This window comes from Paenibacillus sp. FSL H8-0537, from assembly GCF_038051995.1.
In the GTDB taxonomy this organism is placed as follows: Bacteria; Bacillota; Bacilli; order Paenibacillales; family Paenibacillaceae; genus Pristimantibacillus.
In genome coordinates, this window is record NZ_CP150290.1 from 1,254,615 (window position 1) to 1,278,337 (window position 23,723).

The following is a 23,723-nucleotide window of genomic DNA, read 5'->3' on the forward strand; positions in this document are numbered from 1 at the left end:
TATGGAAACAGCCATTTTTACTGTAACAAAGTGGGAGGAACAGCCCATTGAAAATAATCTAAGCAACTTCCCCATTAATACTGCAAAAGTGGAATATGAAATTAAAGGTATTTTGGAAGGGAAAGCAACTTTAGAATACTTGCTGTATTACTTAGATAGTAATATGGAAGATGCTGAAAAGGCCAAATCCAAAATTGCGGGGTTCCTGCACTTTGAAGGTCATTACGATGGGAAATATGGAGCTTTTACAGCTTGTGAAAACGGCATGTTTGATAACGGTACTCTTGATAGCCCTGCTCAAATCATTAACGGTACAGGAGAGCTGGAAAAATTAATCGGAAGCTATAACTATCATTTTCTCGGTCACACGAGTGAATTGGTATTAGATTTCGACTGGAGCAACTGAAAATCTCAGAAGGTAAAGATGCAAAAGGAGGGCATGAAAGTGTCAACTCCTTTTTTTTGTATCCAAACGCATATTGCCATGACGACCGAGAAAAGCAAGGCAAGGGGCATAAGGATGCATCATGGAAAAACCTATAATTTACAATGTATCAATGTATGCGCTTACTTGCTATAATTTACCTAAAGAAGGAGGTGATAGTAAAATGCTATTGAGACATGACACAGGATAAGTGTTGTGCTGCAATGAGAAGAAACCACACTATATAGGTAGGCAGATAACGACAAAAAATTAGGAGGTATTTTCATGTTTAAATTAAAGCTTAATAAGAAAATTTTGACGGTATGCCTTGCAGCTTCAATGAGTTTGGGTATGTTCTCAGCAACCTCAAGTGCAGCGACAGACTATTGGCAAAATTGGACCGATGGTGGCGGATCAGTAAATGCTGTCAATGGCTCTGGCGGCAATTATAGTGTGACATGGTCGAATGTCGGGAATTTTGTTGTGGGTAAGGGCTGGAATTTCGGATCGCCAAACCGGGTAGTTAACTACAATGCCGGTCTTTGGGCTCCGTCTGGCAATGGATATTTGACTTTTTACGGGTGGACAAGAAACTCGCTTATTGAATATTACGTCGTTGACAGCTGGGGCACGTATCGTCCTACCGGAACGTTTAAAGGAACCGTATCCAGCGATGGAGGCACATATGACATTTATACGACTATGAGATACAACGCGCCATCCATTGACGGCACACAAACGTTCCCTCAGTATTGGAGTGTCCGCCAGTCGAAGAGGGCAACTGGGGTCAACTCCGCAATCACGTTCAGCAACCACGTTAATGCATGGAAAAGTAAAGGAATGAATCTGGGCAGCAGTTGGGCTTACCAGGTGTTTGCGACAGAGGGGTATCAAAGCAGCGGCAGCTCTAACGTAACGGTGTGGTAAGAGTTATGGTAACAGGCCAGCTGCAAGTAGGGTAGCAGACAGGCGCTAGACCGTTTTCGGAATAATGAGAAAGTTATTTAATTATGAATAAGGCTCGCTAAGGCCTGCCGGCCTCACAGCCGGCGGCCTTATATTTTTCAATAAAAGATAGCTGCCTGCATCCTTTTTCTATCTGCTTAAAGGAGAAATATGAATGAGAAAACAATTTATTTTCCTTTTACCAGTAATCATATTGGTTGTTACCGCTTGCTCACAACAAATGCCTGAGAAGACCGAAATGGCAATAAAGACCGAGAAGATCGAGAAGACCGAAAAGACGGAAAAGACCGAAAATAATAAAAATAATGATAGCCTTGTCTTTGTAAAAGGTGGGGACTTTGTGAATACAAAGTCCAACTTTTATGGGAAAAGTGCAACTATATCAAGCTTTTATATCGACAAATATGAGATAACTCAAAAAGAGTGGGTTGAGGTTATGGGAAGCAACCCCTCCGGATTCAAGGGCGACGATTTACCAGTAGAAATGGTTAGCTGGTATGATGTTGTTGAATACTGTAATAAACGAAGTATAAAAGAGGGCCTGAAGCCGTATTACGAGATAGACAAAAATAAAAAAGACCCTAGTAATAAGAGTGAGCACGATAATCTAAAATGGACCGTAACGATCAATGAGGGAGCGAATGGTTATCGATTGCCGACGGAAGCGGAGTGGGAATACGCTGCAGGCGGAGGTCAGGCGAGTAACAGCTATACCTACAGCGGAAGCAATAATGTAGATGAAGTGGCCTGGTATTGGAAAAACGCTGGAGACAAACCATTATCAGGCGAATGGAACTGGACAATGATAGAAAGCAACAAAAATAAAACAAAGACAGTCGGTGTCCAGAAACCTAATGAGCTAGGACTTTACGATATGTCAGGCAATGTAAGGGAATGGTGTTGGAACTGGTATGAAGACGGAGATTTGGATAGCGATAGTGGTTCTTTAAGGGTTGTAAAGGGTGGCGGCTGGATTGGCGACATCAGAAACAACGAGATATCTTATAGGGGCAAGTTCGAGGCGAGCGGCTTTGGCCCGGATCAAGGCTTTCGTGTGAGCCGCGCCGAGTAAATTGGAACAATGCCTCCGATGGTGTTCTGCCAAGCAGCAGCTAATGACATAGGGATTTATGAAAGAAGATCGTAAAGAGGGGTGTCAAACCTCTCTTTTTTTGATTCCAATTGAGTCTGCCCCAGAAATAGAAATCGTATTTTTTACAAGTGCTTGAAATTTATCGAGCTTCAATGTTATGTTTTCTTACATTTCTTTGCGAAAACGCAATGGATAGTTAGATTATCCTACACTAGAAAGTTGAATCGCCTCTCTCCTGCCGAATCATCCCTCCGTTATACTTGTTTTCAACAGAGGAGAAAAAGGGGGAAGGCTTTAAATGAACAAAAGGACGGCGTATTTATTTATTTTTCCAAGTCTGCTGCTGACGCTGGTGTTAGGCGTGTATCCTCTGCTGTGGGCACTTCGGTTTATGTTTTATAACTATCAAGGTTATGGTGAGGCGATCTTTGTGGGCTTCGGTAATTTTGCCCGTTTGACGCGAGATCAGAATTTCTGGAACTCGGTCGTAAATACAGGTATCTACGCAGTCGGCAAGCTGATTGTGACCATTCCGCTATCGTTGATCTTCGCCTTTATTTTAAATCGGAAAATAAAGGGTCGTTCGCTGCTTAGGGCCGTTTATTATTTGCCAACTGTATTCAGCGCCTCTGTCATGTCCATCGTCTTTTTCATCATCTTCAATTCTTATAATGGAGTATTAAACCAATTTCTAATGAAATACCATATCATCAGCGAGCCAATCAGCTGGCTAGGACCAAATTATGCAATGCTTACTACTATCATGATCGCTATATGGGGAGCGGTCGGCAATTATATGCTGCTCTTTCTCGCCGGACTTCAAGGTATTCCCGAGGATCTATACGAAGCGGCTTCCCTGGATGGAGCAAGCGAGGTGCGCAAGTTCTGGAGCATCACGATTCCCTTGCTCGGACCTGTCATGCAGATGATCATTATGCTGGCAATTACAATCTCCCTTAAAGGATATGAGAGCATCATGGTTCTGACCGAAGGGGGACCTTACGGGAAGACCGAGGTCATGTATTTGTATCTCTTCAAGTTGTTGTTCCCGATTTCTCCTGATGCTCAAGTTCAGCAGCAGCTCGGCTATGGAAGTGCTGTTGGTTTCGTAACAGCTGTCATTGTTGGTATTATAACCCTTATCTACTTCTATTTATCCAAGAAGCTGAACAAGTTGTATGAATAATAGGAGGAATGGTCAATGATAACAAAAATCGCAGGGAAGACCCTTCTGTGGTCATTTCTCCTTATCAGTGCAGGTATTACTTTGTTTCCGATAGTAGTCGTTCTCTTCGGTTCCTTTATGACAAATATGGAATTGACTGCGGGAGCTAAAATTTTACCTGATGTGTGGCAATTCGACAACTATGTAACGGCGTGGAATAAAGCGAATTTCTCTCGCTTTACGTTGAACAGTATCTTTGTCAGCTCGATGACGACCATGGGCACGCTGCTGGTAGCGGCTATGGCGGCCTACGCGGTAGACCGGACGGAGTTTCCAGGCAAGAAAGCATATACAGGGCTACTTGCCAGTACACTGTTTATCTCAATCGGTGCGGTCGTATTACGGCCTCAATTTGATCTAATGGTTATGATAGGCTTGCAAAAATCGCTCTGGGGCGTCATTCTTATTCTTATCAGTGCCCACGCGGCAACTTATTTTATATTAATCGGCTTCCTGAGGGGGATTCCGCGTGAATTGGATGAAGCAGCATGGATAGACGGCTGCAGCCCTGCTGCGGTATTCTGGAAAATTATTATGCCGCTGCTGCGCCCTGCGCTTGCGGTAGCCGGACTAAGCGTATTCCAGAATTCATGGAATGAGTATATACTGCCGCTGGTATTTACTCTGAGCAACAAGTCGTTGCAGACACTCCCGGTGGGACTGGCCAATTTACGCTATGGTATTGGCGCGGCGTCTGAGTCTCAACTGATGCTGGCCGGAGCCTGCATCTCGATTCTGCCTCTGCTGGTCGTCTATCTGTTTACGAATAAATCCTTCATGCAAGTGACCCTCGGAGCTGTAAAAGGATGACGAGCTATGAAATGGAGCTTTTACAAGCTTTCGCTCAAAAATCGAATTCAGATTTTATATGTTTTGTTAGCCTTTCTCTGCATTAGCGCTACTGGCGGATTAGCTTATAATTTTGCCGCCAAGGTTATTGAGGAGAATGCGCTGAAGCTGAAGCAGACGATGTTGAACAAGACGGTTCAGGCACTCGATGAGAGCATGAGGCATATAATTGTTTCATCGTATTCCCTGATGATGAGCGAGACGTACAGCCGAGTGATGGACGATGTGCGTTATGGCAACAGCACACGTTTCTACCAAAACCTCTCGCTCATGCAAACACCGTTTGCACAGCTTAAGCAGGTGGAGCCAGCAGTCGAATCAGTGCTGCTCTCCACGCCAATCGGCGAATTTTATTCAACCAAGGATACAATAGCGGAAAATGTGGTATTCACGGAGCTTTATAAGAAAGAGATTAAGGATTATTCTTGGAATGTACGCTGGGAATCTGGACATGAGGACAAGCTATTACAGGGGGGAAAGCAGGTGGTAACGCTCATGGTGCGTCCTCTGCGCAACTCTGTGAACAATGATAATCTGCCCGGCGTGTATCTCATTGTCAATATTAGAGAAGAATATTTCCGTAATGTTATTGAGCAGAGTCTGATTGACGATCAGATTAGGCTTTTTTTGCTAACGGGAGACGGTTACAGCGTACTGCCTTCGGCAAGTCCGCCGCTCGAAGATTTCCGCAGTGCTTCTTTTCTTAATCGGTTTGCCGAAGAGGGGGAAGGGGCATTTTCCTATACGAATAATCAGGACGAGCAGCTTGTCAATTACTCCAGGCTTGGTATTAACGGCGATTGGATACTAGCCAGCGTTCAGGCAAAGGGAGATTTGCTCGGACCTATGCGACAGATCCGCTGGCTGATTTTGAGTATTATGCTGGTCTGTATGGTAATTGCATTGATGTTCTCTAATTTCTTGGCCCGTCGTCTGTTGCAACCGCTCCACAAGCTGTATCGTCTGATTCAACGAGTGGAAAATAATGATTTGGAGGCTCGCTTCGAGAGCAAATATGAGGACGAGGTAGCGGTAATCGGCTATCGCTTTAACCGGATGCTCATTCAGATCGAGAATTTAATTGAAGAGAATAAGTATACGGAGCAGGAAAAGCTGAAATTCGAGATTAAGGCGCTTCAGGCCCAGATTAATCCCCATTTTCTGTACAATACGCTGAATACGATACTTTGGAAAAGCCAGGGAGGCCGCAGCGAGCAGGTGGGGGAGATGATTGTTTCCTTGTCATTGCTATTTAGACTGGGGCTGAATAACGGTCAGGAGATGATCACACTTCGTCAGGAACTGGAGCATGTAGAGCAGTATATGCTGCTGCAGCAGCAGTGCTATGAGGGATTGTTTACGTATATCTTGGAGGTTCCAGATGAATCAGTACTGGATATGCCTCTGCCCAAAATTTTACTGCAGCCGCTTGTGGAAAATTCCATTTTACACGGCTTCAAGGATTTCGACACAGTGGGTGTGATAACCATTCGCGCGCGGCAAACAGAGGGACAACTTGAGCTGCAGGTGACCGATAACGGACGGGGGTTGGACGCGGAGCTGCTGAATTTACAGGTGCTGAGACAGTTCCAGGGTCATACAAGCTATGCACTATACAATATCTACAGTCGCCTGCAGCTGAATTATGGCGCACAGGCGTCCATGTATTTTAAGAGTGTTCCTTATGAAGGGACTTCGGTTGTCATTACCATTCCACGGGAGGGATAGTCTATGAGTATGCTGACGATGTGCGTAATGGATGATATAAAGATGGTCGTAAGCGGTATAGCCTATCAGATTCCTTGGGAGGAGCATGGCATCAAAATTGTCGGAACGGCTGAAGACGGCCAGAAGGGGCTGGAAATCATCCGTGAGCTGCGGCCCGATATCGTACTGACGGATATTTGCATGCCGAAATTGGGTGGTTGTGAGATGATTCGCGCCGTTGTGGAGGAGCGTCTGCCGACCAAGGTGATTTTCATGAGTGGATTTAATGATTTTGCCTACGCTCAAGAGGCTGTGCGGCTTGGCGCTTCTGATTATTTGCTGAAGCCGTTCACCCCTGCTCAGGTGGTGAAGAGTGTGCTGAAGGTCCGTGAGGCAATTGAACAAGAGCAGGATAGATCGGACAAAATGCGACTGCTGGAGCAGGAGGTGCACAGAAACAGGCTGCACCAGCGTGAGGAGTATCTACGCAGTCTGCTCTATCAGCCCCAGACAGCCAGAGGGGAGCTGGAGTGGCAGGAATGGGAGCTGGATCAGCGTCTGCCCTCTTATCAGGTACTGCTGCTGGATAGTGGGCAGCCTGCACAGCCGGAGCATTCCGTGGCTATGGGGGAGGCTATGCTTGTGCTGCTTCGGCAGATGCTGGAGGGGCAGGGGCAGGGGATTTTGCTCCAGGAGAGCGGTCAGCGGCTAGTCGTACTCTTGCAGAGCAAGGATCCTGCTGAAGCGGATAAAACGTGGTCGGAGACTAAGGCTCGGCTTGAGGAGAGCCTCATGGATCCAGTGTCGGTGGGAATCAGCTTGGTCCATGAAGGGCCAGAAGGAATTTCCATTGCGTATAAGGAGGCCGCGAAGGCGTTGAATCATCGTTTCTATAGTGTAACTCCGGGCAGTTATAGCTATAGCTATGTTAAGTTGCAGGAATATACAATGACGCCTCGCTACGCACCGGAGAAAGAGAAGGGTCTGCTATATGCTTTGCGAAGCGGCAGCAAGGTGAAGACAGAGCATATGCTCGATGAGCTGTTCCTTGACTGGGTATTGCAGAATCGTTATCCAGACCCTGAAATGATGGTTCAGCAGTTTAAATCGCTCAGTGTGACTGTCTACCGCACGATGCTGGAGATAATGAGCGGGGATCTGACCCCTGAACTGGTGGAGCGAATGTCTCATATTCAGGCGCTGCCACTACTAAACTTCGCGGAATGGATGCGCGAGATGGTTCAATTCTGCGCCTTATGCTGCGACTGTTTGCAGAGCAGGCAGCATACGGAGCACTCCAAAGTAATCAATCAGGTGAAGCTATATATACAAGAGCATCTGGATGCCAATCTGACCGTGAACAGCTGCGCCAAAGCGGTGCATTTGAGTCCAAGCTATTTGGCGAATTTGTTCAAGCGCGAGACCTCTCTGACCCTTGCGAGCTACATTGCCAATGTGCGGATTGAGAAGGCAAAGGAGTGGCTGATGGAGGGGATGCAGGTACAGCAAATTTCCTTACAGCTTGGCTACGAGGATCGCCCGTACTTCAGCGAGATGTTTAAAAAGCATTGCGGAATGACGCCTTCCACCTATCGGCAGCATTATTTTGAACAGCAAGATCTGAAGAAAAGATGAAATCCCCCCCTTACCGCAGTTGAGATACCGTACTCACATGTCAGATCATACTCGTTATTCTTAATAGTAAGGAGTGACGAACTCATTCCAGAAAACATAATTCGGGGGGAAAGCAAATGCAGAAGAAGTGGTTGCTAGTACTAGTAAGTTCACTGCTTATTATGGCCTTGGCCGCCTGCTCGTCCAACACGGGAAACACAACAACCGGGGACAGCGGCAAATCAGGAAATTCTTCAAGCCCATCAAGCTCTTCAGGTTCCTCAGGCACAAAGACAAAGATTGTCTACTGGACTCCCGATCGCCATGATGCTGAGTTTATGAAAGGTAAGGTTGATCAATTCAACAAGACCAACACGGACAACATTGAAGTTGAGATGAGCGTTATGGGCGACAATTATCCGCAAGCTGTGGATATTGCTTTCGCCAGCCAGCAAGCGCCGGATGTGCTGCAAATTGATGATTTCGAAACTTATGTTAAAAAAGGCTACCTTGCTCCGATTAACGATTACATGAGCGATGAAATGAAGAAGACGTTCGAGAGCGTTATTATCGAACACAAAAACGAGATTGATGGAAAAATTTACACGCTGCCAAATACCGGACAGACTTGGCGTTTGATTTACAATGTCGATCTGTTCAAGCGTGCAGGTATTGCTAACCCTCCAACAACGCTGGACGAGCTAGTAGAGGATGCCAAACTCATTACGGATTTGGGCAAGGCGGAGGGCATCTACGGCTTCGCAAGCCCGCTCAAGGGTTCAAGCGGCTTTGGACGTCCAGGAAATACAGTTGCGCCAGCCAGCACGACGACTGGCGTTGACGGTTACAATTACGTTACTGGCGAGTTTGACTTCGGGATGTATAAGGATATCGCTTTAGCTATGCGCAAGATGGTGGAAAGCGGCAGTATGATGCCGGGTGTAGAGAGCCTCGACATTGACCCGCTTCGTGCCCAGTTCGCACAGGGTAAGATTGGAATGTATTTCAATCACTCTGGTGAGCCTGGCGTTTACAAGGGGCAGTTCCCGACAACAATCAACTGGGCGGCGGCGCAGCCCCCGACTCAAAGCGGACAAATTTCGGGTGCTTCGCAGGTTATCGGCGGATCATACATTGGCATTAACGCCAATTCCGCAAACAAGGATGCAGCCTGGAAATTCATGAATTACATCTACAGCGTAGATCTGCAGACTGAATATTTTGAGCAAGGTTATGGCGTATCGTTGATTCCGACAGTACTCGCTAATGCCAAGAAGCCGGAAATTCCAGGGATTGCAGGGTTTCTGCCGAAAAAATATGATGCGATTTACCCGGCTAACCCGATGTCAGCAACGGAGAGTCAGGTTGAGGGGTCAAAGTGGGCAGAATCATTCGTGAAGTTTGTAATGGTTGGTGGAGATGTAGGACAGACAATAACTGATCTGAACACTCGCTACAATACCGCGCTCAAGCAAGCCAGAGATTCCGGACTGACAACAATTGAAGCAGACCCAAGCTTTAATTCGTTGAACTTGCAGGGCAAGCTGTCAAACGAGTAGCGGCATAACGGATTAACATTAGAGTAGATTTAGGAAAGAACTGCCCCGTAAATGAGCGTTATGTTTATGGGGCAGTTCCTTTTTCGTCATGCAGACGATGATTTGATTTGTATCGGTCGGTATCAGGGAGTCGAACTTGCCCTTGTGCGACACTGCCCAAAGAAAAAACAGGAGGCTGCTATGAGCACCTATTATTACCTTACTAGAGCGGAGCTGGAGCAAGCCGCCCAGCGATATGGCGAGTATTACCCGGACCATGCCGCCGCCTCGATCCTGATTGCTGATCATGCCTGCCGGAACGAACTCATGATTCCATATACAAATGATCTCACCACCTGGATACAGATGGGCGAGCGGGTTGATTGGCTCTACAATCCCTCGCGTGATCCCGAGTTCACTTGGGGAGTAAACCGTCATTGGCATATGCTGGATCTTGGCAAAGCCTATTTAATGACCAAGGATGAAAAATATGTACAAGCCTTTAAGGAGCATTTCCGCAGCTGGCGGGAGCAAAATCCGCCGCCGTCCCCGCGGCCGCCTTATGAGGCTGCTGTTTACTTCCAGCTGCCAGGGCCGTGGCGGCTGTTGGAAACTGGGCTGCGTGTCCAGTCCTGGATATCGGCTTATGCCTACATGCAGAGCAGTCGCCTGCTGGATGAGGACTTTTTCACCGGGCTGCAAGAGGCTCTGGAGCAGCATGCAGATTACCTCAGCACCTACTTAGGGGATACGAACATCAACCATGCGATTATGCATATGCAAGGGCTGTTCATGATCGGCGTGTTTCTTGCTGAACATCCAAAGGCTCCTTATTGGCGCCAACTAGCGATGGAGCGGCTGCAACTATGCCAGTATCATCAAATTGGGCCAGAGGGCATCCAGACTGAACTGACCACCCACTATCATGATGGCAGCATTGAGATGTTTGGCACGCCATATTTGTTGGGGCGTCTAGCAGGGCATCCATTTCCAGAAGCATATGGACAGCAGCTCCACAGGATGACCTCCTTCACACTGGCGATGATTAGGCCCGATAACCGCTCTACGGCTATCGGCGACTCGGAATGGGTCAGCAATGGACGTGCCAGAGTCGCCATTCTGGGCGGAATACTGGACGACGAGGAGTTAACCATGCTTGGAGAGGTCAGCCCGGATTTTCTGTGGATGCTTGGAGCTGAAGCATTCCAGCGATTGGTCGAGCGGCAGGAGCACGGATATTCACCTGTGACGGGGAAAGACTTCCCGCAGACAGGATATTACATTATGAAAAATGTCGACCAGCACCTGTTCTTCGATGCCGCGCCGATGGGAGGAGCCCACGGCCATGCCGATGCACTTAATCTGGAGTGGTACTGGCGGCGGCAGCTAATCTTTGCTGATCCCGGCCGCTATACTTACGAGGAGGGGGAGTGGCGGCATTATTTCAAAAGCACCGCTGCTCACAATACGGTGCTCATTGATGGTATGGACCAGACACCCTATGTTTCAACTCAAGCCTGGGGCGAGCCTTTGGCTGAATGCACGACTCACCGCCGCGAAAGCACAGCTGCTTATGAGTTCGTCGACGCCTCGCATAACGGGTATTTGCGGCTGAGTAATCCGCTGCTGCACCGACGTTGGCTGTTAATGGGCAAAGAGGTACCGCTGCTGCTGCTGGTTGATTGGCTGGACGGTGAAGGCGGACATCAGGCGGAGCAGCGCTTTCACCTTCATCCGGATGCTGCTGCGGTATTAATTGAAGCAGAACCGTTTCCGGGGGTTCAAATCGACTATTCACTATCAAGCATCGGCGTGCAGATGTATTGGACCGCTGATGCTGCCGCTACAGCGACTGAGCTTAAACCGGAAATCGTTATCGGGCAGGGCTGGGTATCGGAGATTTACGGGTCCAAAGAGGAGACGTCCATAATTGCAGCCAAGCTTATAACGAGCGGTTCCGCTGGACTTAGTACGGTTGTGCTGCCCCATGATCTAGACGGGGCAGCAGAGGAGCCTTGGCTGGTGAAGGAATTTACAATAGAGCAGACGGAACAGCAGCTGAGTCTACTGCTACAGCGGGCAAAGCAGCGGCTGTGGATTCGGATCGAAAGCGGCAGCGTGTTTTGGGAGCTGGAATAAAATATCAAATAATTAAACGAATAAAGACGTTCTGGGGACTGCACCCTGGAGCGTCTTTGTTCTATCTATTTATGAGATTTTCAGATTAGCCACTTATAATGCTTCTATATTAATTACAAAAAAATCCTGTTGGTATGGGGGAGATGATATAATACATATAACTGGGATTTTAAAATGGGGATGTCATTTAAAACCTGTATAAATAATAGAGTTGACTCCAGACGATATGGGCAGCATTTAAAAAGGAGAGGTTTGATATAACTCTAGTGCATGACTTCATACTTATTTCCAATCAAGATTGGGAACAAGAGCCCATTTTTACTGGCGTTTCAAAGTATATGGAAAAACATCCACAAAACGTTGTCCATTTACATGACGACATGTTTGGTTATATGCAAGATTCATTAAAATGGATTAAAACCTACAATCCTGATAAAAATAAGAGCGAGCTTGGATTCAAAGAAGACCCGAAACAATCCGGCTATTACGATAAATGGTCATTTAGCAAAAAAGAGCTTCTTGATACGCTATGTAAGTTGATTGAGTTCGCGAAACAGGTCGAAGCAGAAGAATATAAAATTCTTTACTGTGGTATTTAACGGTTATGAATTTAGGCGTGGAAAATGTGACGTTATACGCGCAGTGGAAGGTTGATCCAGCAACTTCAGTCACTATGAAAAATAACCACTACCGCTGATTTGGATCAGTGGGCGTGGTTATTCGATGTCCGATCCTATTAGTTGAAGGAAATGCTATAGGATACGGAAGGTAAAGGAGTCGTCGATCCTGGAACGCGCTCTACTACTGTAGTCAAAGTGCCAGGGCTGTAGTAGGCCGCACCGCCATTGTAGTTTGTGCTGTTTACGACGTATGTGCCAAGGTCCAGTGTTGTATTATTGTAGGTCCAGTAGTAATGCAGTTGAATCGCATTTGCTGCCGATGCTGTTACCTTAACGCTTGTACCAGACGTTTTAGCATTAGAAAGAAAATAGGCAGAGGTTTGCCCAGCTGTGAGTGTATCGGAATAGGTCATTCCATAGGCTACGACAGTAGCACTGGCCGATGCCGTCATGCTGAACATAAGAGACATTGCCAAAACAAGTACGAATAATGTTGCGCTTCTTTTTTTCATAAATGGTCCGCCCTCTCAAAAATGGATTATTTTAAAGCTAAGCTAGATACAAACTAAAAGCTTTTCGAAACAGGCTGCATCATTCCCTTCTCACTAAATGTTAGCGCTAACATTTCTAGCCATTTCAATATATCTTATTGAAATACAGTTGTAAATGGTAGAGAAGAAGGAGCAAATGACGGGTTTTGTCGAGTGATAGGAATAAAAATATCCAAATTTATGCTATGATAAATTTAGTTTTTCTACATTCATTAGGAACTTGCCCCAAGGAGGAGCGCTATGAATATTACAGAAGATTTTAGAGATGAACGATTCAAAACATATATTTTAGAAAATTATTGTGAAAATCGCGAATGGATTCAGACGAGCGATGTGGAGCAAATCGTATCGTTGCAGCTAGCAAGCCAAAAATATTCAAGTTTGAAAGGCATTGAACATTTTACGTCGCTTGAAGAGCTGGATTGCTCCTACAATAACCTGATGGAGCTAGATATTAGCCGCAATATAAACCTAAAAAAGCTTAACTGCAACAAAAACGAGATTCATGCCCTGAATTTGACGAACAATAGGAAGCTTGAAGCATTGGATTGCGGGTTCAACCGAATTCAGAAGCTGGATGTCAGCCACAACGCCATGCTCGTCAAGCTGGACTGCTATTGGAACATCCTTACGGAATTGCAAGTGGATCACAACGCGAATTTAGAGCAATTCAACTGCGGCTACAATGCCCTTTTTAATTTAAATTTGGATCAAAATAAACAGCTTTCCCGTCTTGATTGCGGAAACAATTATTTAATAGCCTTGAACGTAAAGGAATGTCCGAGCCTGCTTGAAATTCGCTGCAACAACAATCATCTTACGGAATTGGACGTAACGCGCAATTCAGCCCTGCAAAGCTTAAGATGCTTCAATAATCATATTAAAGGCCTGGACATTAGCCATAATGTGTTTTTAGAAGAGCTTTATTGCTCAGAAAATAAAATTCCGAAGCTGGACACGAGCCATAATCCAAAGCTTGCGCGGGTAGATTATTCGAGCAATCTCATTGTCGAGCCTAATCATACGATCAAAGGGGTCGGAACCTTTGTATACGATGTCGCTCTTTCATCCTATTCCACCACGCTTCAATATAGGGAGAAAGAGCTTGCCGCAACTGTGGCTGTCGCCACCAAAGCGGACATGAAACGGCTGTCGCCTATTATAAAAAAAATGTGGGAGCACTTTGACGAGCTATGCGAAAGCGCGCTGGCTCTGATTGCCAGCCTGCATCCTGATGAGGATGTAAATGAGCTCGTTTTGGCTGAGCTGGAGTTTGCCGAAGACCGCACTTTTCGATTAGGCTACGATGCTGGCGACAGTCCAGCGGGGCAACTTTACATTTACGCAGCTTTTAATCATAAGCTTGAAATGGACAGCGAGCTTATCTATGAGGCTTATTAATAACGATTATTCAATACAAAAACCAAATACCATACATCTGCCAAACCAGACGCTCGGGAGCTTGCCCCTAGAGCGTCTTTATTTTGCCTATTCATGAGATTTTCAGATTAGGGATTTATAATGCTTCTATATTAATGGTGTAAAGGAGGTTGTCCATGGTTAAGGGCATTCAAAAAATATTGTATATCATGCTTGCATGCCTTATAGGGCTTTTTATCGCGTCGTCATTTTTTGTGAGGGCGGAATATCATTTTTACGAATACGGCGACACCCCACACTTGGGAAAGCAGCAGCTTGTTTTATTTATTTTAATCATAGGGACAGTCCTCGCGTTAAGCATCTTTCTATATAAACTTTGCTTAAAGCTGAACAAATACAGCTGGAAAATCGTTATCCCGGCCACGCTGCTGTTCTCGTGTGCACTCCAAATCGCGATTATTTTCCTGTTTCCCCGCCTGCCGACGGATGATTCCGAAACGGTGCTTTCTCTGGCGATGAATATGCTGTATCAAAAGGATTATTCCACCTTTAACACGGGCGGATATCTTTATATGTTTCCGTTTAACTTTTCCATCGTTCTATACTTAAAAACGCTGCTGCAGCTATTTCCTGATAATTATTTGGTCATCAAAATCTTCAATATTTTATTTACGCTCGTTACTACAGTAATGATTTATTTGCTCAATAGAGAGCTGAATAGCAAGTCTAAGGAACATGACTATGGCGTTCTAGTGTTTGGAGCAACCTATATTCCTGCGCTGTTTATGAGCAATTTTATTTATAACGATGTGATTGCTACCGCTTTTCTGACCAGTGCTTTATATTTCTCTGTGAGGTTTATCCGAACAAGATCGATTAAGACGATGATCCTCGCTGCGATTTTGCTGGCCATCGGCAACTATTTCAGAAGCATCGGCGTCATTTTTCTGATTGCTGTGCTGCTCAGCATTATTTTCAACATAAGGAAAATTGGAGTGAAAAAGGCCGTGGCCTCGTTAATCCTAATGGCGGCGTTGTTTAATGTTCCGGCCTGGTCGCAGAACGCGGTTCTGCAGGCCACGAATGTTGTAGATGAATCGGTCAATGATAATTCTGCGCCTGTCTACATGTGGCTGAATATGGGCATCAACCTGAATACGTTTGGGTTTTGGGACAGCAGGCAAAGCTACAATATTTATCAAAGAGATGCGGGCTATAATAAGGCGGACAGTGTAGAGCTGTTTAAGGAGTCGATCAGCAATAAGCTATCTGAGGCGAGTGCAGGCGATTTAGCGAAAATGTATTTTAAAAAGCTCATCTGGACGTGGACGGAAGGAACGTATCAGATGGAGAGGTACGGCATGGGTAACGATGGCTCCTCCGATACAGGGGGGAGTAGGGGCTTTAAACTGGAGCGGTACAGCTATACGACGTGGGCTACAGACTTATTCAAGGCCGATTCGAATTATAGAAGTGGGGTGCTCTGGGTGCTGTATGTGATGAGCTTCCTGATGTATTGCGGGATTTTCATTCGCTTGCTTAGTGGCATTAGAGCCAAACGATACGAAGAAACCTCTTTAATTTTGGTCATTTTAGGTTTTATCGCCTTTTATCTGCTATGGGAAATCAAGTCCCGCTATATCTACCCGGTGTATCCATTGCTGATTGTGTTATCCTACATGGGCTTTAAGGATTTTTATGAGTGTGTATGGAAAAAATATTTCCTCCGCTAACGCTTATACGCTAAAAAGAGGTGAGCTAAAGATGCGTAGTAAAAGATATGGCTTTATTTTAATTATTGTGATGCTTAGCTGCTCCTTGGTGCTTGCCTCATGCGAGGCCATTACCGCTCAAGCGATAACCCAGTCGGACGCCAGCTCAAGGGGAAATGGCGGAGCGGATATGAACAGAGGGCCGGGCAGTAGAAGATGAGTATATTGAGGTTAGAGTAGAGACATTATTTGATATAACGTATTATAAAGAAAAAGAGAAGGGGTGAATAATATGAAAACGTTGGACGGTCTCTAGCTTCCCAGAAGGAGGTTAGAGAAATTGAGCAGAAGCTATAAAAAATCACCCGTCAGTAGCGATCATACGACTCCCGAAACGTGTTGGGCAAAACGCCAAGCTGCTAAAGCTGTACGTCGTTATGCAGGTTGTATGAATAATGGTAAATGGTACAGAAAAGTATATTGTTCTTGGAACATAAGCGATTATAAATTTTATCAAACAAGAAAACAAGCAATTAGGGAATGGGAAAAAAATGAACGATACCAATCGAAATTTTCACTCGTAGAAATCATTTACGATTGGGAAAAGTTTTATAGAAGAAAATAAGGGAGATTTGGCCTGGGAAGCGCCAATCATAAAATATCCCTCATAAAAATAAAACCGCGAAAGCTCAGTGCTCCGCGGTTTTATATTTATTTTTTCCCTAAATTCCTTTATTATTCTTTTATTGGATATTGATATAATTCTATTAATAATGGCGGAGTGGAGGCCTATATACCGACCAAGATCAAGAAGAACGAAAGAATGAATACAGAATACATAATATAGGGGATTAAGCCTATAATTTATCATGTTGTATTGTAATCGCTTACATTTTATAATTATCTAGAAAGGAGGCGGCAACCAGAAGCTCATGGATGATAAATATTTTCATACCTCTCAGGCCCCTGAAATGAGTTCTAAGTCTAGTTTACTTAACATAGTAACCTAGATGAAGAATGAATGGAGGGGTTTTTTTATGCAACGGAGACGAAATATCTTACTTTTATTCTGATTACATCAAACCGAATGAATGCGCTCATAGATAGGGGTGAGGTTATGTGGAACGTGCTTTTGGTTGATGATGAACCAGGGGTCATAGAAGGGCTGAAAATGATGATTGATTGGGAAAGCTATGGCTTTCAAGTCTGCGGAGAAGCATTAAACGGTCCGGATGCGTTGAGGCTTATTAAGGAGCTGCGTCCCGAGTTGGTCTTCACGGATATCCGGATGCCGGTGATCAACGGTTTGGAGTTGATTGAGAAGACGAATCGGATGCTTCCCCATCCTCCTAAATTTATTATTTTAAGCGGCTATGATGATTTTCAATATGCGCTCGCGGCAACACGTCAACGGGTAGCGGAGTATTTGCTTAAACCAATTGACGATGAGGAGATCGAGGCATTATTGGTCAAGCTTAACCAACATTTACAGGAGAAGGAAGCAGATGAGAAAAATCGCTTGAAACAGCATTATTTTGCCTTCAATCATATGGTTAACCGTCTCATTCAAGGTGAATATAATACGGATTTAGAGCAGCAAGTCCGTCTTTCGCTACAGCTTCAAGAAAAGTCCGGGGAGTTAAGGTGTATCTTGATTGACACGCTCCCGTTCTCTCTCGATTTGAGGTATCAGGTGGGAGGCGTTTTTTCACAGGACATCGCATGTTCCTTCCAAGACAGCATGGGAAGAACGGGGCTGCTCATTGAATCTTCTTCGAATGCGGACGGAAAGCTTCAGGAAAAGGTCCTTCTGCTTCAAACGAATTTGGTGATTACGCTGGGGCAACCTGTCATTATAGCTATCAGTGATAGAGGGGAAGGGATTCGGGCAATACGAGAGTTATATTTGCAAGCGCTGCAAGTTTGGAAGCAGAAGCGAACCCAAGGCAAAAGCGGAGTGTTTTATTTTCACGAGGTTGAGAAGAGAAACCAGCAGCATGTCGTGTCCAAGCTCAAATTCAGACAGCTGCCGGAGATTGTGGCCGAGGGAAGCTTCGCAGCCATCGAAAGCTGCGTAGAAGAGGCATTCGATTCGATTGCTGCTGGCGATCTGCCGGATATCGAAGTGGCTAGGGCCTATGCAGCCGATCTGGAATTGACGATATGCAGGCTTCTGGCCGAAAAAAATGGAAACCCGGATACGTTTATGATGGGGATGGAAAGAGAGCATGGCAGCCTGGGTAGCAAGGAGGATTATCCCGCTCTGAAGGGCTATGTTCGCTGCCTATGCTTGGAGACTGCTAACGTTCTGCATGCGTTAAACCAGCAAAATGAGAATAACACGATATTTCATATGATCCAGTATGTGGACCGTGAGTATCGAAACAAGCTGCAACTGCATGATTTGGCAAAGCATTTTCATATGAATTCAGCGTACTTAGGGCAATTGTTCAAGAAGCATACGGGGAAATCGTTCAACGTGTATTTGAATGAGAAGCGGATTGAGGAAGCTATGCGGCTGTTAAAGCGAACCCAGATGAAAATATCCGATGTGGCGCAGCAGGTCGGATACCCGAAGGTAGATTATTTTATCAATAAATTTAAAATGCACACTGGGGTTTTGCCTTCGGTATTTAAAACGGATTTCGAAAACAGGAAGCGATAGCGGCAGGGATGGTGTACAAATGAAGGGAAGAAGATTCAGATTCGGTACAATTGTGAACGATATTCCTTTAAATTACAAGTTTCTTCTTATTTTTTTTGTGGGCATTCTTCTGCCGATTATCGTCATTAATCTGCTGTTTATGGACCGGATGGCTGACTTGATCAAGTCGCGCGAGGAGCAGAATGTTGAAATATCGTTGGAGCGGGCGAGAAAGGATATTGACGATTATATAAACGGCGGGGTGGCTGTCAGCCATGCCTTGTACACCGATAAGACGTTGTATGAAATGCTGGACCGTACCTATGAAAATCAAGCCGATTTCTATGAAGCGTTCGATGAACAGCTTCGAAACCGGGTGAATAGCTATATACCGGTCAATAATCAAATTTCACGCATCAGTATTTTTACAAACAATCAATCGGTTGTGTCGGGAGGCAACTACCACAAGATCAATGATAATGTGCTGAAAAGCGAATGGTACAAACAGTGGGAGAAGGCGACCGATCCGGTAATCGTTTCAGCATACCGCGCAGCTGGAGTGAATGATATGGTTTCAACTGTCCCCTATTTCAGCATCATCGAACGTATGAACTACTATGATTCCTACAATAAGTATGACAAGCTGCTTCGAATCGATATCGACCTTAGTAAAATTTACGATGTAATCATGCGGGAAGAAGATTATTTGAATTTGTTTTTGGTCAATGATCATAATCAAATTATTATGTCTGCCCAAAGCGGCTATCAGAGGGGGAATATCAAGGATGCTTACCCCGTATTTAAGCTGCCAGAGTCATACAAGCAAGAAGGTATCCATGAGATAGCAATCGGCAGGGCCAAATATGTGAAGGGATGGCGTTTGATCGGACTTCCACAAGGGACTCAGGTTTCGAATGCCATGCTGGATATGCGGCTGTTTGTAGCGATTTCGGCTGCAGTGGTCAGCTTGATCGCATCCCTATTCATCTATGTCATGCTCAGATCATACAATTACCGGGTGAAGCGGCTGTCCCGGCATATGCAGAAGGTGACGAACGAGAAGTTTGAACTCATTCATATGGATGAGGGCCACGATGAAATCGGTGGCTTGATTCAAAATTTCAACTTGATGACAGCTAGAATCAACTCGCTGTTCAACAACGTGTATAAGCTGGAGATTCAGAAAAAAAGCTTGGAGATGGAGCGGGTACAGGCCGAGTTGAATTTTTTGCAAAGCCAGATGAATCCTCATTTTCTTTTTAATACGTTAAACGCTATTCTTGTTGCATGCACAAAGCACAACTACGCAGACGTGACGGATATTATTAAAAGCTTGTCCAAGCTGCTCCGACGATTACTGAGCTGGAAAGAGGACATCGTTTCGCTTCAGGAAGAAATGATGTTTATTGAGATGTACCTTAAAATCGAAAAATTTCGTTTTAGAGACAAGTTTGAATTCAAATTCGATATCGATAAGGAAGCGCTGCGCTATAAAATTCCAAAGATGAGCATACAGCCGCTTGTTGAAAATGCCTGCAAGCATGGCATACAAGCCTTATACGGACTGGGAACGGTTAAAATCAGCGCTTCAGTTAATCATCATCGGCTCCGGGTCGTGATCACTGATAATGGAATAGGAATTGAGCCTGACAAGCTGAAGGAAATAATGATATCTATCCGCAATGAAAGCTCGCCCGATATGAGTATCGGCATTCGAAATGTGTATCGCAGACTGGAGCTTTATTATAACGAACTGGTGATTTTCAATATTGTGAGTGAGCCGAATGAGGAGACGAAAGTATCTTTTGAAATTCCAATAAAGCTGCTCCAGCAGCTAGACAACTTTGACGAAGGAAAGAGCATAACACATGACCTATAAAGTACTGTTAATTGATGATGAGCCGGGCGCTCTGGAAGGCATGCAGCTGTGGATTGATTGGAATAAACTAGGTTTTGAGGTTTGTGGAACGTGCAGCAACGGGTTAGAAGGCTTACAGCAAATCCAAGAGCAGCTGCCTGATTTGGTTGTGACGGATGTCAATATGCCGATAATGGACGGGCTTGAAATGATCGCCGCCTGGCGGCAGCGCCATTCGAAAAAAGTTAGTTTTATGATTGTGAGCGGGTACAGTGATTTTGAATATGCACAGCGGGCGATGCGGTATGGAATCAATCATTATTTGCTGAAGCCTATCATTCAGGAAGAAGCTGAAATGGAAATTGAAGGTATTCACCGAGAGCTGATGCAGGAGGGTGAAAAGCAAAGCTTTGACCAGATTGCTACATACGAAGAAACGGTTGTTTGGATCAAAGAATTGTTGACGGAGCAGTCGATGTCGAAGGATTCCGTCCTGTCAATGCCGCTCATAACGCTATCTGTCAAAAGGGAAAAATGGAATTTCTATCTCGTTCAAGCGGATGCTTTCATGTTCGCTGAATTGAGAGAGACGGCCGTATCGCTGCTGGCCCCAGAGCCGTTTATGTTTCTGATTGACTTGGAGGAGAACAGCTTTGGCATCGTTTACGGATATACGATCGAAACGGTTGATGAGGACAGAGCTTGCCTTGTCATCGACGAGCTGATGCGTCGGTATGCGGGTCGGCGTTTATTTGTGGCAGCCGGTATGGAAGAGTCGTCCTTACTCAGCATAGGCAGATGCTTGCAAACAGCGAAGCAAGCGATCGCATATCTCTTTTACAAATCGGACTACAATGAAGTTGTTTATTATAGCGATATCCGGGATAAGCCCTTTCATTATCACTATGACATTCATCTCATGGACGGTATGCTGGGGGCGATTGAGCTGCTTCACAAATCAAGCTTTCAGGAAGCTGTGCATTCAGCTGCAAGCAGCTTCCGAGAGACGCTTATTGCTCCCGATATTGTAAAAAAAATCGTCATTCACCTCTTGTATAGAATAATCGAGTATGTACGGGAGACTATCGATACTCCAGCCGAAGCCATGCTCGGAAAATACAGCATTCCGGAAATATCGGGCTCTGTGCTCCATCTCAATGATCTTTTAAGTCGGCTCTTAGTATGCGGCGAAGAGAGCATAGAGCTCCTATTAAAGGAGCAGACGCGAAAATCGCAGGGTATCGTGCAGAAAATCAACGGCTATATACAAGAGCATTTCCGCGAAAATCTTACAATCAAGAAGCTAGGGGAAGTTTTTTATTTGAATCCGGTTTATTTGGGTCAGCTGCTGATGAAGAAGAATGGACTTGGCTTCAATGAATCGGTCCATGACCTTCGGATTGCTGAGGCGGTAAGTCTCCTTGAGCATAATAAGCTGAAAAACTGCGAAATCGCGGAACGTGTCGGTTACAGCAATTACAGTCATTTTCTGAAGGAGTTTGAAAAAAGGCTGGGGATGTCTCCGAATAAGTATAAAAGCAATAAGTTATAAAGTTTTTAGGGTTAAAACTATAATTAAGCAATAGTTGAATAATGAAAGCGCTTTTATAATGTAGAGAGGTTACATGCAGGAATTGGTATTTCATGTAGCTAAAATTAGATGGAGGTGCTTTACATGGGGGGCAAGTCCAAACCGCTGTTTAGGCTCAGTATGGTTATGCTGTTGTCGCTTAGCGTGGTTCTGTCGGGATGCAGCGGAAATAATAATACAAACACCGGCAAAAACAACAACTCTTCAACATCAGCAGCAGGCGGAGATGGAACGGCAAAAGTGGAGCCGTTTGAAATTAGTTTCTATATCGGGGAAGCCGGCCAGCAGCCGACACCTGATAACAAGGTGTATAAGAAGATCAAAGATGAATTGGGAGCAACACTTAATTTTGAATTTCTCGCTGGTGATAGTGAGCAAAAACTCGGCGTAATGATTGCAGGCTCAGATTTTCCAGATGTAATGACCTCCAATACGAAGCTGGTTACTGCAGGGGCCCTTATTCCGCTTGAGGATCTCATCGAACAGCATGCTCCTAATCTTAAGGCGCATTATGCAGATTTCTGGAACATGATGAAGGATCCTACAGACGGACATATTTATACTTTGCCGAACTATGGCGTGTTTAACGGGAAAGTAAACAGTACATGGTACTCAGGACCTGCATTCTGGATACAAAAGGAAGTATTGAAGGAATTCAATTATCCGAAAGTCAAAACGCTTGATGAGTATTTTGATTTGATTGCCAAATATAAAGAGAAATACCCGACGATTGACGGCAGTCCGACCATCGGGTTCGAGATTTTGAACAGCGATTGGAGAAACTGGGGCTTGTTCAACGCTCCGCAGCATTTAATCGGGCACCCGAACGATGGCGGAGTTGTTGTAAAGGATGGAGTAGCGGAAATATTCTCGAATAAAGATTTTTCCAAAAAGTATTACCAAAAGCTTAATGAAATAAATAGCCTTGGACTTCTTGATAAAGAGACTTTCACACAAAACTATGATCAGTACATGGCTAAATTGTCAAGCGGCACGGTTCTGGGGATGTTTGATCAGCACTGGAATTTCCAAGCGGCAGAGGACTCCTTGACTACCCAAGGAAAAGACAATAGAACTTATGTAGGCTTGCCTTTGGTTTACGATGCGAGCATTAAAGATTATTATCGTGACCTTGGTCCGCTTAATTTAAACAATGGCTTCGGTATTACCGTTAATGCCAAGAACCCAGAAAGAATTATTAAATTCCTGGATGCTCTTATGACGGAGGATTGGCAAAAAACGTTCTCATGGGGCTTTGTCGAAGAAGACTACATCGTCAATGAGAATGGTCGATTCATGAAGACGCAAGAGCAGCGTGATAAATTCTCAGATGCAACTTGGAAATTAGCAAATAAAGCGGATACCTTATTTAAGTTTTTGCCTAAGACTGAAGGCAGCTTCAGCGACGGCAACTCTACGGATGGGGCAGCTCAACCTGAGGAATATCAAGCAGGTCTGAAGGACTTCGACAAAGAGGTACTAGCAGCTTACGGCTTTAACAGCTATGTGGACTTCTTCAGCGAACCGCCAGCAAACCAGATTTATTATCCGGCTTGGAGCATCGATTTAGTGGATGGCTCAGATGCCAAAATCGCAAATACGAAGTTGAATGAACTATCTTCCAAATTCCTTCCAAAAGCTATTTTGGCAAAACCGGCCGATTTTGAGCAGGTCTGGAACGATTATACCGCTGAGATTGGTAACACCAATGTTAAGGCTTATGAAGATCGAATCAATACAATCATTCAGCAAAGAATTAAGGATTGGAGCAAATAAGACATTCGTTTGAGAATCAGCAAGAGGTAAGGCATT

General features: G+C 44.9%; 19 protein-coding genes. 18 read left to right on the forward strand and 1 reads right to left on the reverse strand.

The genetic code is table 11. The annotated features are described in order from the left end of the window. Position 1 precedes the first annotated feature (1 nt). The 10 genes from MHB80_RS05070 (at position 2) to MHB80_RS05115 (ending at position 12,154) form a co-directional block, all read left to right on the forward strand. Positions 2-406: a DUF3224 domain-containing protein gene (locus MHB80_RS05070; RefSeq protein ID WP_341281156.1), complete on the forward strand. Its 405-nt coding sequence runs from the start codon at positions 2-4 to the stop codon at positions 404-406. Between the two features lie 303 nt (positions 407-709). After that, entirely contained in the window at positions 710-1,351 is a 642-nt protein-coding gene (locus MHB80_RS05075; RefSeq protein ID WP_341281157.1) for a glycoside hydrolase family 11 protein, read from the forward strand. Between the two features lie 193 nt (positions 1,352-1,544). Next, the gene (locus tag MHB80_RS05080) at positions 1,545-2,462 is read left to right on the forward strand and encodes an SUMF1/EgtB/PvdO family nonheme iron enzyme (protein WP_341281158.1); all 918 of its coding nucleotides are present in this window, start codon (positions 1,545-1,547) and stop codon (positions 2,460-2,462) included. Positions 2,463-2,781: 319 nt separating this feature from the next. Further along, positions 2,782-3,669, forward strand: a complete 888-nt coding sequence (locus tag MHB80_RS05085) for a sugar ABC transporter permease (RefSeq protein ID WP_341281159.1) — start codon at positions 2,782-2,784, stop codon at positions 3,667-3,669. Between the two features lie 15 nt (positions 3,670-3,684). Next, on the forward strand, positions 3,685-4,518 hold the full coding sequence (locus MHB80_RS05090) for a carbohydrate ABC transporter permease (protein WP_341281160.1): 834 nt from the start codon (positions 3,685-3,687) through the stop codon (positions 4,516-4,518). Between the two features lie 6 nt (positions 4,519-4,524). Beyond that, positions 4,525-6,285, forward strand: coding sequence for a sensor histidine kinase (locus MHB80_RS05095; RefSeq protein ID WP_341281161.1), 1,761 nt, complete (start codon positions 4,525-4,527; stop codon positions 6,283-6,285). A gap of 3 nt (positions 6,286-6,288) precedes the next feature. Next, positions 6,289-7,899, forward strand: a complete 1,611-nt coding sequence (locus MHB80_RS05100; RefSeq protein WP_341281162.1) for a helix-turn-helix domain-containing protein — start codon at positions 6,289-6,291, stop codon at positions 7,897-7,899. 116 nt (positions 7,900-8,015) lie between these two features. Continuing rightward, a complete protein-coding gene (locus MHB80_RS05105; RefSeq protein WP_341281163.1) occupies positions 8,016-9,437 on the forward strand; it encodes an extracellular solute-binding protein in 1,422 nt (473 codons plus the stop codon). Between the two features lie 180 nt (positions 9,438-9,617). Next, entirely contained in the window at positions 9,618-11,555 is a 1,938-nt protein-coding gene (locus MHB80_RS05110) for an alginate lyase family protein (RefSeq protein WP_341281164.1), read from the forward strand. A 338-nt stretch (positions 11,556-11,893) separates the two neighbouring features. After that, complete coding sequence (locus MHB80_RS05115) at positions 11,894-12,154, forward strand: hypothetical protein (RefSeq protein WP_341281165.1); 261 nt, start codon at positions 11,894-11,896, stop codon at positions 12,152-12,154. A gap of 137 nt (positions 12,155-12,291) precedes the next feature. On the opposite strand, the gene MHB80_RS05120 is transcribed toward MHB80_RS05115, so the two are convergent. Next, the gene (locus MHB80_RS05120; protein ID WP_341281166.1) at positions 12,292-12,687 is read right to left on the reverse strand and encodes a hypothetical protein; all 396 of its coding nucleotides are present in this window, start codon (positions 12,685-12,687) and stop codon (positions 12,292-12,294) included. Between the two features lie 279 nt (positions 12,688-12,966). Here MHB80_RS05120 and MHB80_RS05125 point away from each other — a divergent pair, with 279 nt between their 5' ends. From MHB80_RS05125 to MHB80_RS05160, 8 genes are all read left to right on the forward strand, one after another. After that, a complete protein-coding gene (locus tag MHB80_RS05125) occupies positions 12,967-14,127 on the forward strand; it encodes a leucine-rich repeat domain-containing protein (protein ID WP_341281167.1) in 1,161 nt (386 codons plus the stop codon). 155 nt (positions 14,128-14,282) lie between these two features. Then, positions 14,283-15,839, forward strand: a complete 1,557-nt coding sequence (locus tag MHB80_RS05130; RefSeq protein WP_341281168.1) for a glycosyltransferase family 39 protein — start codon at positions 14,283-14,285, stop codon at positions 15,837-15,839. A gap of 31 nt (positions 15,840-15,870) precedes the next feature. After that, the gene (locus tag MHB80_RS05135) at positions 15,871-16,038 is read left to right on the forward strand and encodes a hypothetical protein (protein ID WP_341281169.1); all 168 of its coding nucleotides are present in this window, start codon (positions 15,871-15,873) and stop codon (positions 16,036-16,038) included. Between the two features lie 120 nt (positions 16,039-16,158). Continuing rightward, entirely contained in the window at positions 16,159-16,443 is a 285-nt protein-coding gene (locus MHB80_RS05140; protein WP_341281170.1) for a hypothetical protein, read from the forward strand. A 492-nt stretch (positions 16,444-16,935) separates the two neighbouring features. Continuing rightward, on the forward strand, positions 16,936-18,483 hold the full coding sequence (locus tag MHB80_RS05145) for a response regulator (protein ID WP_341281171.1): 1,548 nt from the start codon (positions 16,936-16,938) through the stop codon (positions 18,481-18,483). A 19-nt stretch (positions 18,484-18,502) separates the two neighbouring features. Continuing rightward, the gene (locus MHB80_RS05150; RefSeq protein WP_341281172.1) at positions 18,503-20,341 is read left to right on the forward strand and encodes a sensor histidine kinase; all 1,839 of its coding nucleotides are present in this window, start codon (positions 18,503-18,505) and stop codon (positions 20,339-20,341) included. Next, complete coding sequence (locus MHB80_RS05155; protein WP_341281173.1) at positions 20,331-21,872, forward strand: response regulator; 1,542 nt, start codon at positions 20,331-20,333, stop codon at positions 21,870-21,872. The genes MHB80_RS05150 and MHB80_RS05155 overlap by 11 nt, the downstream gene beginning before the upstream one ends. Positions 21,873-21,995: 123 nt before the next feature. Further along, entirely contained in the window at positions 21,996-23,687 is a 1,692-nt protein-coding gene (locus MHB80_RS05160; RefSeq protein WP_341281174.1) for an extracellular solute-binding protein, read from the forward strand. Positions 23,688-23,723 lie beyond the last annotated feature (36 nt).